8 protein-coding genes are annotated in these 14,748 nt (G+C 42.7%); 3 read left to right on the plus strand and 5 right to left on the minus strand.

Going from position 1 to position 14,748, the window contains the following annotated elements:
• Positions 1-29: 29 nt before the first annotated feature.
• Both MHN30_RS01800 and MHN30_RS01805 read left to right on the plus strand, forming a co-directional pair.
• The gene (locus tag MHN30_RS01800; protein ID WP_130163672.1) at positions 30-2,897 is read left to right on the plus strand and encodes a TonB-dependent receptor; all 2,868 of its coding nucleotides are present in this window, start codon (positions 30-32) and stop codon (positions 2,895-2,897) included.
• 498 nt (positions 2,898-3,395) lie between these two features.
• Entirely contained in the window at positions 3,396-6,278 is a 2,883-nt protein-coding gene (locus MHN30_RS01805) for a TonB-dependent receptor (protein ID WP_130163673.1), read from the plus strand.
• A gap of 167 nt (positions 6,279-6,445) precedes the next feature.
• On the opposite strand, the gene MHN30_RS01810 is transcribed toward MHN30_RS01805, so the two are convergent.
• Complete coding sequence (locus MHN30_RS01810) at positions 6,446-8,782, minus strand: DEAD/DEAH box helicase (protein WP_239357606.1); 2,337 nt, start codon at positions 8,780-8,782, stop codon at positions 6,446-6,448.
• 303 nt (positions 8,783-9,085) lie between these two features.
• Between MHN30_RS01810 and MHN30_RS01815 the strand changes: the two genes are divergently transcribed.
• Positions 9,086-9,916, plus strand: coding sequence for a M90 family metallopeptidase (locus tag MHN30_RS01815; protein WP_130163675.1), 831 nt, complete (start codon positions 9,086-9,088; stop codon positions 9,914-9,916).
• Between the two features lie 66 nt (positions 9,917-9,982).
• On the opposite strand, the gene MHN30_RS01820 is transcribed toward MHN30_RS01815, so the two are convergent.
• The 4 genes from MHN30_RS01820 to MHN30_RS01835 form a co-directional block, all read right to left on the minus strand.
• Positions 9,983-11,806, minus strand: a complete 1,824-nt coding sequence (locus MHN30_RS01820; RefSeq protein WP_010606583.1) for a DEAD/DEAH box helicase — start codon at positions 11,804-11,806, stop codon at positions 9,983-9,985.
• 129 nt (positions 11,807-11,935) lie between these two features.
• Positions 11,936-12,199, minus strand: a complete 264-nt coding sequence (locus tag MHN30_RS01825) for a GrxA family glutaredoxin (RefSeq protein ID WP_010378880.1) — start codon at positions 12,197-12,199, stop codon at positions 11,936-11,938.
• Between the two features lie 94 nt (positions 12,200-12,293).
• Positions 12,294-12,572, minus strand: coding sequence for a peptidylprolyl isomerase (locus MHN30_RS01830; RefSeq protein ID WP_010378882.1), 279 nt, complete (start codon positions 12,570-12,572; stop codon positions 12,294-12,296).
• Between the two features lie 60 nt (positions 12,573-12,632).
• Positions 12,633-14,696: a TonB-dependent receptor gene (locus tag MHN30_RS01835; RefSeq protein WP_130163676.1), complete on the minus strand. Its 2,064-nt coding sequence runs from the start codon at positions 14,694-14,696 to the stop codon at positions 12,633-12,635.
• Between the last annotated feature and the right edge of the window lie 52 nt (positions 14,697-14,748).

Raw genomic sequence — 14,748 nt, forward strand, 5'->3', positions numbered from 1 at the left:
TTACAATAAAATAATCCAGGGTGATTCACATGCTAAACAATAAGTTAACTAAGGCGGTTCGCTTAGCGATCGCGTTTGGTGGCGCTAGCGCTGCCGTGTTTGCAACCAATGCAGTTGCTGAAGAAGAAGGCGCGAAAAGCGTTGAGCGCATTGAAGTTACAGGTTCTCGCTTAAAGCGCACCGACCTTGAATCTACTGCTCCAATCACTGTTATCGGCGGCGAAGCGCTTGGCGATATGGGTATCAGCAACGTTGGTGAGTTTGTTCAATCAAACCCAGTTATGTCTGGATCACCAGCAACAACAACGCGTAACAACGGCGGTAGTGGTGGCGTTTTTGTAGAACTACGTGGTCTAGGTTCAGAGCGTACGCTAGTACTTATCAACGGTCGTAAGCCTGTAAGTTCAGACTTCCAGAATATTCCTGCTGCAATGATTGACCGTATCGAAATTCTAAAAGATGGTGCTTCGGTTGCGTATGGTTCGTCAGCAATGGCTGGTGTTGTAAACATCATCACTAAAAAAGAACTTACAGGTGTTGAAGTTAAAGCAACAACGTCTTGGTACGACATGTTTAGCGGTGGTAAAGAGCAAAGCTTCCAACTAGTTGGTGGTAAAGAGTTCGATGCAGGCCATATCACAGTAGGTTTCGATTATACCAAGCAGGATCCAATCTATCAGGGTGATGTGAAAGACGTTAACTTCTTCCAGTATCCTTGGCAGGTGCTTTCAGAAGAAGGTGCTAAGAGTTTTTACGAGAACGGTTTAATTCCAGATGGTGACAATGCGAACGTATTCATTTTAGGTTCGGGTTCTACTCCTTGTGGTAATTTCTATGTTGAAGGTAAAGGTAACTTTACTAACGATAAATGCCCAAGTGGTGGCGACGGTAAGCCTTCTCTAAGTGACATGCGCCCATTTGTCGGCGGTGGTGAAGTAAACGATACTTACAACTACAACCCAGTAAACTTAATGCAAACACCTTTTGAAGTGATTAACTTCTTTGTTGATACTTCATTTGAGTTAAACGATGACCTTGTCGTATATACAGAAACACGCATCAATAAGCGTACTTCAAAACAGGAACTTGCGGCTGTACCTTTCGACACAGCCTATGATCCAGGTTATGTAGTTACACTTTCAAATGGTTCGACGGCTAACGGTGTATCAGCTGATAACTACTACAACCCATTCGGTGAAGATGTTTATCGCTCTCGTCGTCGTATGCTTGAAGGTGGTCGTTACTTCGAACAAGATTATGTACGTTTCCAACAAGTTGCAGGTCTAAAGGGCGCAATTAACGACAACTGGCAGTTCGATGCTTACTACAACTATGGTGCAAATAGCCTTCAAGATACTGACTTTGGTCAGCTTTACGGCCCACACCTAGCAAAAGCTTTAGGTCCATCATTCAAAGATGACGCTGGCAATGTGGTATGTGGTACGCCTGACGCACCTATTTCTGACTGTGTATCGCTAAATGTATTTGGTGGCCCAGGTACTGTGACTCAAGAGATGCTTGATTACATTACAGCACCACTAGGCGATCACTACAATGATTCATTCCACCAAGTTCGTGTAGACGTATTTGGTGAGCTATTTGAAGTTCCAGCAGGGTATGTTTCAAGTGCATTTGGCCTTGAGTATTACACCACTGAGTTTGAACAAGTAAATGATTCTGGTAAGTTCTTTGATTCAGTGACTGGTAACACCAGCAAGCCACTAACAGGTCTATCTAAGAACTACACAGCTGCGTCGGCAGAGTTCTTAATCCCATTAGTACGTGATTTAGGTGTTGAATCTGCAGATTTGACGCTAGGTGCACGCTATGACGACTTTAGCACAACTGGTTCAAACTTCTCTTGGATGGCTAAAATTGAGTCAAATATTTTTGATGGCTTAAAGTTCCGTGCAAACTATTCAGAAGTATATCGTGAACCAACACTAAGCGATTTGTATTCGCCAGAGCTTGATTCATTTGAAAGCGCTTCAGATCCGTGTTCTGCGGCAAACATTGGTGGTTTATCTGCAGCAGGTCAGGCTAAATGTCTTGAAATGGGTGCTCCAGCTGGCGGCCACAACAGTGCTGATGCGCAAGTTCGTACACGTTTAGGCGGCAACACAGGTGTTCAATCTGAAGAAGGTGAAACATTCACTATTGGTTTTGTGTGGGCTCCTGACTTTGTTGAAAACTTAGGTATTACTATTGATTACTGGGATATCAACATTGACGGTAAAATTGGTTCTCTAGCAACTGATGATATTCTGCAGGGTTGTTATGCCGGCCTTATCGAAGATATGTGTGCAAAAATCTCACGTGGCTTTGATGGCTCGGTTGATCGTGTAGACAGCCGTACAACAAACTTACAAAGCATGACTGCTCGTGGTATCGACCTTGATGTGAACTATTCATTTGACACAGACTTCGGTGCATTTGTAGCTAGCGTATCATGGACACATTTCTTAGAGCGTGGCGAAGAAAACTTTGATGGTGAAACAGGTACATTTATCGTTGAAGATCTAGTTGGTAGATTTGAAGATGATACGTCTTACTTTGAAGACAAAATCTTATTCAATCTACGTTATGACCTAGACAACCTACGTGTTGTGTGGGCTGCAAATTACCAGTCTGGTCTTGAGTACGGTGATCTAACTTACATTAAGCGTGATAACTATGATTCATTGGTAGGTTTAGTTGCTAAAGTTGATTCATATGTGTACCACGATTTAACAGCACAATACTCATTTGATACAAACACAACGGTGCAAGCAGGTATTCGCAACCTAACAGACGAACTACCTCCTTATATCGAAACAGCGTTCAACGCGAACACTGACGAAAGTAACTTCAAGCTATTCGGACGCCAGTTCTTCTTAGGTGTAACTCAGAAGTTCTAACCGAAATTTAGCAAATTTGACCCAAATCGGCCTCTGTTGAGGTCGATTTTTTAATTTTCCATTCTAGCTAGCTTCTTCTTGTAGTAAACCCGCCCAATTTATAACAAATTCTTCGATGAGTGTTTATTTTATTGTAGATATGAGTTGTCTATGTTTATCGAATGTTATTCATTGCCATGTGTAAATGTAGTGTTTGTACCTTTATTGTTGCGTGAAGTGTGATTTTTTGCGATGAATTACAAAAGTGATAAAAAAAGTGAACTTATTTTTAATTTTATAACGTCATGAAAAACAAAAGAAAAAAACTATTTTAATGTTAAAATAAAGCGTTTTTTGGTTTGTTTTATGAAATGATTGTTGACCCTATGTTGGTACTAAAAGTAGTATAGCTCTCGACACGATAACTCAAGCGATTTTAGGTACTAGATTTAAGCTCTTTTAATCTGTTGTTTTTATTGAGTTTTTGTTCATTAAAATAAAAATCAGGGATCATCAATCATGTTGAATAATAAAATAAGTAAGGCTGTTCGTTTAGCTATTGCCTTCGGCGCAGCATCGACTGCTGTGTTAGCGAGTACAGCTGTTTCAGCTGAAGAAAACACTGAAGAAGTAGAACGTATTCAAATTACAGGTTCAAAAATTAAGCGTATCGCTGCTACTGCGCCAACGCCTGTCGTTGTTATTGGTCGTGTTGAGCTTGAAAATGCAGGTGTCAGCAACGTCAATGATTTCCTATCTGAAATGCCAGCTGCAGAAGTTGGTCTAAGTCCTGAAAACTCTAATAACTATATCTATGCCAACGGTCTAAATACAACCGACCTGCGTGGTTTAGGTTCTAGCCGTACTCTTGTTCTAGTGAACGGTCGTCGCTTTATCGGTGGTTCTGCAGGTGATAACACTGTAGATTTGAACAACATTGCGACTTCAATGATCGAGCGTATTGAAATTTCAACTGGTGGTGCATCTGCAGTTTACGGTGCTGATGCCGTCGCTGGTGTAGTGAATATTATCACGCGTAAATCATTCGATGGTATTGAAATTGATGCTGCAACGACTCGTCCATTTGAAGGTGGAGGCGAACAAACGTTTGGCTCTCTTGTTTTTGGTAAAGAGTTTGATGGCGGCGGGTTCATCTTTAACTATGACTTTGCTGATCAAAAGCAAATGGCGAAAAAAGATAAATCATGGTGGTATGATAACCCGGTCTCTCTTGTACCTAACCCGAATAACAAAAACGGTGATGACGGCGTTCCTTCCGAAATTAAATATGAAGGCAGAAAGCATTTCGGTCTTTATGATGAGTCGAGTGAGTTTGTTTTAGGCGGCAAGCGCTGGACATTCGATGAAAATAAAAATCTACGAGAGTTCGATGTTGGTAGTGGTTATCTACCGAGCGACCCGGATGCAGGCACTTATCGCTATTACCCAGGTGAATATAAAGATGGTATTGAAGAAGGTCTTGATGAATTCTTCCGTACGCCTTTAACGCGTCATACATTTAACCTTGCTGGTAACTACGAGATAAACGAAAATCACAAGTTGACCTTCGATACTATCTATTCTATCAGCGAAGCTTTCGGCCAGGGCTCACCTGTATTTTGGCGTACAGGCGATATTGTTATTCGCAAAGATAACGCTTTTATCAAGGACGATTTACGTCAGCTGATGGAAGAAAATAATGCAGAAACAATTTCTTTACGCCGTTTAGGTGATGATTTCGGTTCAAGAAAATACAACCAAGATCGTACTACTTTCCGAACGTCAATTGGGCTTGATGGTTACATCGATGATAATTGGTCGTACTCTACATACTTCCAGCACAGCCGCTTACAGCAAGATACGTCTTGGCACGGCGAAGTATTAAAGAATAATTTCCAAAATGCACTTGACGCAGTTGAGCGCAATGGTGAAATTGTTTGTGCGCAACGTGATGATGACGGTAATGTTGTTGGATCGATTTTTGGTTGTTCACCAATCAATGTATTAGGTGCGCCAGGTCACTCACAAGAGACTATTGATTACATCTCTACAGTAGCGACTGCGGAACATGGTGCTACCCAAACAAGCTTTGGAGCCACAATTACAGGTGATGTTTATGAACTACCAGCAGGTCCAATTGGTACTGCATTCAGTTTCGAATGGCGTAGAGATTCTGCATACGAAACGCCGGGAACCGGTATCCGTAAAGATCTAGTGTTTGGTAACTCAGGTTTAGCATATTCTGGTGCAGTGAATGTGAAAGAATACGCAACAGAAGTCATTATTCCGCTAATTGCCGATCATGAATGGGCACAAGAATTAAATCTTGAGCTTGCGTATCGTTACATGGATTATTCATCAACAGGTGGTGATTCTGCGTATAAAGTAGGTCTGACTTATCAGCTTAATGATGACATTCGTTTCCGTGCAACTAAAGCAGAGTCGGTACGTGCACCAAACGTTAATGAGTTGTATTCAGCTGCTGGAACCCAGTACTGGTCACGTGGACGCTTTGATCAATGTGCTGCGGACGAAATTGCGAAAACAGATGACAAGTATCGTGATAATGTAGTCAAAAACTGTGCGGCGGCAGGTATTCCAGCTGGATGGATGCCATCTCAACAGTGGTTAGATAGCGGTAGTATTGAAGGTAAACTTGGCGGTAACAACCAGCTGGACAACGAAGTTTCAAGCGATGTTGTGTTTGGCTTTGTGTATACACCAACTTCTATTGAAGGTTTTGATATCACTGTAGATTACTGGAGCTTTGAGATTGAAAATGCAATCGAAGACTATGACTATGGCGAGTTACAAAGAAACTGCTACCGTGCTGATAGTCTAGACAACCCATTCTGTGGTTTTATTACTCGTGGTGCAAACAACGAAGTTACTAGCTTCTTCCAAACTTCTCTGAACGCAGCTGAAGAGAAGAAGAGCGGTGTTGATATCGAGTCTGTATACGACTTTGAAACTAGTATTGGTGAGTTCGGTGTTAAGCTGACTGCAACTTATGTTGAAAATTACGAAATTAACCAAACAGGTAACCCTATTGACCTGCTAGTTAAAACGGGTGAGCAAGATCACATGAGATGGCGTGGTCGCTTGAATACTAGCTATGAGTACGGAGATTTCAGAGCTGTATTAGTTGCAAACTATCGTCACAGTGCTGTAAACGAGCGTAATGGTTGGACTATCGAGCAACATAACTATAACGATATTCCTTCTTATACAACGTTCGATTTATCAATGAACTACCGAGTACTTGAAAACGTAGATCTGCGTTTCGGTATTCAAAATATGTTCGACAGAACACCACCTAGACATCCTCTAGCGTTTGAAGACACTAGCTGGTACGATCCAATCGGTCGTCGCGCTACTGTTGGTGTGAACATCAAGCTATAATTTTTATAGTGATAAAAAGCCGCTCATTGAGCGGCTTTTTTGTTTTTGAAAACTTTCCAGTCCAAAAATAGATAATTTAATTAATTGAGTTGGTTTAATGCGCTATTGGATAAAGATCTACCTGTGCTTAACTATATAAGTTATTCGTCATCCAAAAGTCATGTATGCTAACTTATATCGACGACCTTACTGGCTTTACGATAGCGTATTTTGAAGCCACTCCAGGCTGGCAGTTCCCACCTTTTTGGTGCGTCTTTCCTTGTACCGTTGATATAAGTAAGTTCGATTCTTTTTCCTTTAAAATTATAACTTACTGCCATTGTCAGCGCTGGAATCGACCATGTTAGCGGAAACTTTTCAACAAATGGTGTTAATTCCCACGCTTCAACTTCATTGAAGAACAAATCTTGTTCGCTGATTAGTTCTATATCGTCATAGCTTTCTATACCAAGTGCCGTTAGCTTGTCACTTAAAAATGAGTTTAGTGTGGGCACAAGTTCATCGCGTTCATGAAATTGGTAGAACAATGCAGTCTGCTCAATATTGGCTTCTATCTGCTTGGCCAAACCTGAAAACAGCGTATTATTTTGGATAAGAAATACTAAGGCAGAAACAATGTCTCTGGGGTTATCAAGGCACTTAGCTTTTTGGCCTAAAACCTCGTCACCGTAATGTGTAATAAACTCACCCCAAAGCTCACCATTATCAATATAAGCTGAGCACAGTGTTTGACTGCCAAGGCCCATTTCAAGTAATTGCTTTTTCGTTAGTAGCGCATTACACATCGCGAGTGTCTTAGCTTGCTTGGTACCTTTACCTGCGAGTGAAAAAGTATCTAATACCAGTAGTGCTTCTGCCTGTTCCGGTACGCGAGTATGGTTTGAAGGCATGACTTCAGCGAAGCCATTATTAAAACCATTACGACGGTTTTGCTTATTGATATAAACCCAATGTGGCATTAGCTTAGCTAACTCAATGACAAGTTTGTCATGGTCAAAACTGGCTGCCTTATCCAAAGGCGGTAGTGCAAATGCTTCACGCAATTGGGTGCTAAATTGCTGTGCTTCTGTGAGCGCCTCAGGCGTAACATCAATTAATTCTTCAGTTTGCCCTCTCACCACCGCGATAGCGATTTCTATATCTGAGCCTCGAGTAAATCGGCTATTTAATCTTGTTAAGCGCTCTACATCATTAGGTAGCTGGTAAACTCTGGCTGGTACAGATAGAAGCGAAATAAGGTCAATAGCCGCTTGGCGTAGCGTGTTTGAAACCAATTTATGGATCACATAACCAAACTCAAAATCGACGGGTAGTGGGTAAAGCAGCTTGCCAAGCGGAGTTGCTATATATTGTTCATTAATGGCTTCTAATGTAATTAGCTGTTGTTTAGCTCTATTTAGTGAGCTTTCAGGAAGTGGGTCGATAAAATCAATAGACGAGACGCCTGTCGTTGCGCAGCCCGCCGCAAGTACAAGCTCTGCCAATGATTCTCTTTGGATCTCAGGCGGGGTGCTGTCTATCAAAGGTGCATATTGGCCATATAACCGGATACATAGTCCCGGTTGCGTACGTCCTGCGCGTCCTAGACGTTGCTTTGCCGAATCTCTTGCAATCGCATCTAAGCCTAATACGGTTTTTCCAAGGCGTAAATGAGTACGACGCTCAAGCCCTGAGTCAATCACGCAAGTGACATTGGGAATAGTGAGCGAGGTTTCGGCAACATTGGTTGCGAGGATAATTCGGCGTGTACTTTGTGCGGTTAATGCAATGCGCTGAGCTTCTGGGCAGCAGCCACTATATAAACCAACGGTAGTCGCTGGCAGCGCTTTCACTTTAGCTAAGCTTGCTTGGATCTCGGCCTTACCAGGTAAAAAGACTAAAATATCGCCTTGGCAATGTTCCAATGCGTATTGGCAAGCTACAAAAACTCGAGTATCGAGTTGCTCTTTTTGGGGCATAGTTCTTGGGTCAGGGGCGTGAAAACACTCCTCAACGGGGTAAATGAATCCTTCTGACTCTAAGATAGGGGCGTCTAAGTAAGAGGCTAATTTTTGGCTGTTTAACGTGGCCGAGGTAACAATGAGTTTGTGTGATCGAGCTTGCTTTAAGAGCGCTAAGAATAAGTCCATGTCCCAGCGTCTTTCATGAAACTCATCCAATATAACGACGCTGAATTCTGCAAGTTTGCTCTCAAAAAACCACCTTAATGCGACACCAGGCGTTGCATAAACTACCTGAGTGTCTGGTGAAAACCTCCCTTCAAACCGAATAGCAAAGCCCACCTTATCACCAAGCGGTGAGCCACTTTGAGCCGCGACATATTCAGCTAAAGAGGTACAAGCAATACGCCGAGGCTCAATGACTAATACTCTGCCATGTTGTGAGGCCCAAAGCGGAAGTTGGGTTGATTTGCCAGAACCTGTTGTCGCACATACAACAATCGCATTTTGTTCGCTTAGTGTTTGCGTAAACTGAGGCTGTAAAGATTCAATGGGTAAAGACATAGTAGTTCATTTGCATTTTTCCGTCATAGTAACAAAGTTTGCTTGAAAAAGTCGGAGTCAGTACCAATTAATATTTGATGGATTATTCAACCTGAACTTGGAATAAGAAGTTAGGGAACTGATTTAAAATACGCCTTCTAACATTATTCAACTCTAGCCAGATGTTCTTTCTTAATACAAGGCAAATTTGTGCGTCAATAGCTAGCCTATTGCAAACAAATTTAACGCAGTAGTAAGGGATAACAACTGCTAGAGAACAAGTTATTATTCCTAGTTCAGGTTATTTTATAAAGGCCAACAGCCATGATAGAAATAGTGCTTATTATCGGCCTTATTCTATTTGTTTCTCTGTATTGGAACTGGGAAAAAATTCAAAGACTGCAGTGGCAAAGGAAATACCAAGATCAAACGCTGAGCGCCTCAGATAAGCAAGTATTGCTAAAATACATGCCTATCTATCGTAAGATGACAGATGCTGACCGCGCACAGCTGGAAAAACATATTGTCTGGTTTCTTGGCGAGAAACGGGTGTTGGGTAGAGATGGGTTAACGGTATCACGACCTATGACCCTAATTATTGCCGCAGATGCCTGTTTACTGGTTCTTAAGCAAGCTTGGCCGTTATATCCCAACGTCAAAGAAATATTACTCTATCCCAGTAGCTATTACGCGCCACAAACCTCTAGAGATGGTGCAGGTTTGGTTAGTTTTCACCAAACAGTTCGTCAAGGAGAGTCTTGGCCTGGAGGTACTTTAGTGCTGAGTTGGCACGATGTACTTGAGGGAAATCGATTGCCTGAGGATGGCCACAACTTGGTGTTTCATGAGTTTGCCCATCAACTTGACCAACAAACTGGTGCGACGAATGGAACGCCTGCGTTACCTGTAGGAATGAGTTACCAAGACTGGGGGAGGGTGCTATCAAAGGCTTACCAGCACTTAAAAATGCAGCTGTCTTACAATATGCCCCATGCTATTCATTCATACGGCGCAACAAACGAAGCGGAGTTTTTCGCCGTGGTAACAGAAACCTTTATTGAAAAGCCCCATGAACTAAAACAGGAAAACCCAGAACTATATAATTTGTTAAAAGACTACTATCAGTTTGAACCAAGAGATTGGCAACGACAGTAGAGGATTATTGATGCTAGCTAAAATAAAAAACCGCTCAGTTGAGCGGTTTTTTCTTAAGAGCGTCGATTAAGAAAAGCTAATTTCTTTTCTTTCGCGTTTTTCTCTTCTTTGACCTTCAGGACGGCGTTTATCGCCACCGCCACTACGTGGGTCTTTAAAGCTACGCTTACGATCTCTTTGCTCTTCACCTCTGCCCTGACCTTGGTCGGCAGGGTGAGTGCTCTTAGTCATGTTCATAGGGCGTTGACAGATGTGAACGCTCTTGAAGTGGCTAAGTACATCACTTGGCATATTCTGTGGCAATTGAACCGTGCTGTGTTCATTGAACAGACGGATTTCACCGATGAACTTGCTTGAGATATCCGCTTCGTTTGCGATAGCACCAACGATGTTCTTAACTTGAACACCATGATCACGACCCACTTCGATACGGTAAGTATCCATTGGACCTGATGCACGGTCACGGCTACGAGATTTGCGTTCACCACGCTCGCCACGTTCACCACGGCTACCATCTCTGTCACGACGCTCGCCACGACGGTCGTCACGTTCTCTACGCTCACGCTGTTGAATTTGAATATCTTCAACTTTCAGCGGCGTTTGCTGCTGTGCAAGACACAATAGCGCTGCTGCTAAGTCTTCTTGGCTCAGCTCTAGCTTTTGTGCAAGGCCTGATGCCACTTTTGAGAAGAACTCAATGTCTTTGTGCTCAAGCGCTGTAGAGATCTTAGTCTCTAATGCACCAATACGCTTTTCTTCAACGACTTTCGCACTTGGTAATTCAACCTGTGCAATATCAGAGCGCGTATGGCGCATGATGTTTTTAAGTAAATAACGCTCGTTGTTCTTAACGAACAAGATTGCTTTACCTTGACGACCTGCACGGCCGGTACGACCGATACGGTGAACATAAGCTTCACAGTCTTGTGGGATATCGTAGTTAACAACAAGGCTTAGACGCTCTACGTCAAGACCACGTGCCGCAACGTCAGTTGCGATAACGATATCTAGTAAGCCGCTCTTTAGACGGTCCACTGTGCGCTCACGCGCCTGCTGGTTCATGTCGCCGTTGAGCGGTGCAGCTGAGAAGCCTTCACGCTCTAGTAGCTCTGCAAGCTGAACAGTGTCATTACGTGTACGTACGAACACGATAGCACCGTCGTAATCTTCCGCTTCTAAGAAACGTACGATAGCTTTGTTTTTGTGTGCGGTTGCACGCCAGTAAACTTGCTCGATCGTAGATACTGTAGAGTTACGCGGAGTGATTTTAACTTGTTCAGCGTTATCTAAATATTTATTACAGATTGATTGGATCTGCTTTGGCATAGTCGCAGAGAACAAACAAGTTTGCTTCTCTTCCGGTGTTTTCTCCATGATGCTTTCAACATCATCGATAAAGCCCATGCGTAGCATTTCATCTGCTTCATCAAGTACAAGTGCGTTTAGACCAGAAAGGTCAATCGTCTTGCGGTTGATGTGGTCAATCAAACGACCTGGTGTTGCCACAATAATTTGGGCACCACGGCGTAGAGCACTTAGCTGAATGCCGTAGCTTTGACCACCATAAAGCGCTAGTACTTCAACGCCTTTAGTATATTTAGCATATTGCTGAAATGCTTCAGCAACTTGAATAGCTAGCTCACGCGTTGGCGTAAGCACAAGAATTTGCGGTTGTTTAACGGATGCGTCTACTTGGTTTAACAATGGCAGTGCAAATGCTGCCGTTTTACCTGTACCCGTCTGCGCTAGTCCCAGTACGTCTTTTCTTTCTAGCAATAACGGTATACATTGAGCTTGGATCTCAGAAGGTGTTTTATATCCCAGCTCTTCGACTGCTTTTAAGATTGCAGGAGAAAGGTCTAAAGATTCAAACGTAACTGGTTCTGACATTAATGCGCCTCAACTATTTTAAAGAGGCGCGCATTGTACAGGAAAGATAAAATAAAAGCTTGCATAAAATCACACTATTTTATATGTGCCTGATATTGGTTAAAATTTAATCTGTGTGATTTTGCTAATTTACTGGTAAAGGCCTAAATTTGCTTTTGCATAGGCTTCAAATTCAGTAAAGCCGCCAATGTGATCTTGGTCGATAAAAATCTGTGGTACGGTAGGGCAAGGTTTACCCGCTGACTTTTCAAGATCGGCTTTGCTTACGCCTTCCTTGATAATGTCAACATAGCGAAAATTGAAGTCATCGCGCTCTTGCGTTAAACGCTCAGCCACTTCTTTTGCACGAACACAAAACGGGCAACCTTCACGACCAAAAATAACAGTAAACATATTCTTTTTCTCCTTTAAACGGTTAGCTTCAGTATAGAGGATTAATCATGAAGGTAAATTGAATTAAAATGATGAGATTAATCCAAAAAAGCGATTAACTCCGATAGACGGTTTTGATCAAGTGAAAGCCGAACTTGGTTTTCACAGGACCGTGCACTTCAAATAACGGCTTTTTGAATACCACATCGTCAAAGGCCTTCACCATATCCCCTTTATTGAACTCACCAAGGTCGCCACCGCGCTTTTTTGAAGGACATAGGGAATGTTGTTTAGCCAATTTGCCAAAGTCAGCACCTTTGGCTAGTTTGGCTTTGATGTCTAAACACTCTTTTTCGGTTTTTACTAAAATATGATAGGCGCACGCTTTAGGCATGAAGGGACTCTCATTAACAAAATAAATGCGATCATGCAGAGCTTGTGCGCCTATGGCAAGTTAAAATGTTACGCTGAAACCAATAGAAGGACGCATTTCAAAGTCATCGCTTTCCTCTTCTATATATAAATCATTGATTGATTTGACTCTATCGTAGTCAAGGTCAACATAGGCTGTATTATCTTGGCCATATGCATTCATTAGCTCCAAAATTAGCTTGCCATCGAGACCAAATAATTCTGTTTTGCGTTCAAAACGAATATCTAGGCGGTGATAAGTGTCAAAACGCTCTGAGAATGGGTCGCCATACACAGGCAAGTAGCGGTTTGCAAATTCAGGGTTCTCTTTTACACCCACAATTGGGGTATAGGCTTGACCGCTGCGAGCGGTAAAGTTAAAGCCTCCAGACCACTTTTCGCCAAAGTCATAGTGAAACACGGCATTCAAAATAAAAGGGGTATCGGCATAATAGTCACGCTTAATACCGGTTAGCTCATCCTCACGCTCACTTTTTGCAAGGCTTACTGCAATCCAACCATACCAGTCATCGGTTTTGTTTTTGTTAACAATAAAATCAACACCGTAGGCTGTACCGGAAGTCCCATTGATGTAGTTTACTTGAGATAAGGGGGCGCTTTTTGGCAGGTCATCCATGGTTTTATAATAGGTCTCGACGGAATATGACCACTCATTTTTCAACTCTTGTTTAAAACCTAAGGTATAGTGAGTTGAACGCTGTGCTTCAAGTTCCGGGTTACCAACAACAGGTAAAATGTATTCAAGGTCTTGAATGCGGCTGTAAGTGCCAGCCTTAGCTGAGATCACTGTGTCATCGTTATAGAAGTAATTGAGCGCAAGGCGTGGATGGACAATCGTCTCATCACTGTAGTCATAATATTCACCCACTATTCCTAGTTCACTTTGCCAGTTTGGTGAAAATTGCCAAACGTGATTAACCCCAATAAAGGCAGAATCTGTTCCAGCACTCGATGTGCCCTTAATCCTTTCACCTTTATTTAGGTCACAGTCGGGGTCAAACTCGGTGCAAACATAATTAAAAGCATCGTAGCGGTAGGTAGATTTTTTGTCGTAGTAGCCGGCATCTGCAATGACACGTTGCTCTTTATTTAGCTTATAACTGGCTCGTACTTTATAACTGAGTTGTTCTTCTTCAAAATTTTCAAAGTAGCCATTAGATAAAGTCGCGCGTTGACCGTAGCGCATAGTGGCTTGGTGGTTGAGATAACCGACGCCAGCGCGAATATGTAAGTCTTTGGCGTAGTGATCCCACAACATGTTCTGACTATTGAATTTACGAATATAGCGAGCATCGCCCTGATATTCTGGAGTTTTAAGGGCAAGATCTGACGCACCTGAAAACCCAGCCGCAACCGAATCCTCCGCGCCATTGATATTTACCGTTAAGGTATTATTTGCATTGATATCCCACAGCCACTTGGCTTGATAGTCGTGATCATCCGGTGGATCGTTAATGGTGATCCCTGTTGGCTTGCCATCATCGTCCTCAAGTTCCTCGCCATCACTGAAAAACAGCGGTAAGGTACTTTTTCTTGCTGACACATAGAATGCAGAATTTTCAGTTGCTTTACCTTCAACAAAAATACCTGCGTTAAACATGGTTAAATCAAGTGTGGTGGCAATATCTTGGTATTTTGGATTACGCAGCGTGACGTCAAACACGGCACCAGTGGCATTGCTGTAACTGGTACCAAACCCAGCAGAATTTAGCTGAAAATCTTGAATTGTATTGCGGTTGAAAATAGAGCTGCCGAAATCGTGAAAGATATATCCTGCGGGCATAAAGTCCACTTCAAAGATATTGTCGTCAGGAGAAGAACCTCGCACAGCAGGTGCGCCCATAGAGCCACCCGCTGCAACAACACCAGGTAGAGCAAAAGCTGCCCTGAGTGGGTCGCCCATGGCTCCTGGCATGTCTACAAGTTTCTGTGCATCTTCGGTAATTTCTGAAATAACTGAGCTGCGTTTATAGATAACTTCGATGTGTTCAATTTTCTCCTCATCGGCTAATGCATGATTGGCAAGGGTAGTGCAGAGCACGAGGAGTGAAATTTTACTGAGCGTAAAGTGTGGGGCGTGGCGCATGGTCGGCTTCCTATTCATCCTTTGTTAAGATGTGCATTAGCCTAAACGAAAT

Source organism: Pseudoalteromonas sp. OF7H-1, assembly GCF_022347825.1.
Classification (GTDB): domain Bacteria; phylum Pseudomonadota; class Gammaproteobacteria; order Enterobacterales; family Alteromonadaceae; genus Pseudoalteromonas; species Pseudoalteromonas maricaloris.

Excerpts from the sequence above, each read along its gene's own strand:
- MHN30_RS01800 (WP_130163672.1), top strand. The coding sequence starts at position 30 with ATGCTAAACAATAAGTTAACTAAGGCGGTTCGCTTAGCGATCGCGTTT.
- MHN30_RS01805 (WP_130163673.1), top strand. The coding sequence starts at position 3,396 with ATGTTGAATAATAAAATAAGTAAGGCTGTTCGTTTAGCTATTGCCTTC.
- MHN30_RS01810 (WP_239357606.1), bottom strand. The coding sequence starts at position 8,782 with ATGTCTTTACCCATTGAATCTTTACAGCCTCAGTTTACGCAAACACTA.
- MHN30_RS01815 (WP_130163675.1), top strand. The coding sequence starts at position 9,086 with ATGATAGAAATAGTGCTTATTATCGGCCTTATTCTATTTGTTTCTCTG.
- MHN30_RS01820 (WP_010606583.1), bottom strand. The coding sequence starts at position 11,806 with ATGTCAGAACCAGTTACGTTTGAATCTTTAGACCTTTCTCCTGCAATC.
- MHN30_RS01825 (WP_010378880.1), bottom strand. The coding sequence starts at position 12,199 with ATGTTTACTGTTATTTTTGGTCGTGAAGGTTGCCCGTTTTGTGTTCGT.
- MHN30_RS01830 (WP_010378882.1), bottom strand. The coding sequence starts at position 12,572 with ATGCCTAAAGCGTGCGCCTATCATATTTTAGTAAAAACCGAAAAAGAG.
- MHN30_RS01835 (WP_130163676.1), bottom strand. The coding sequence starts at position 14,696 with ATGCGCCACGCCCCACACTTTACGCTCAGTAAAATTTCACTCCTCGTG.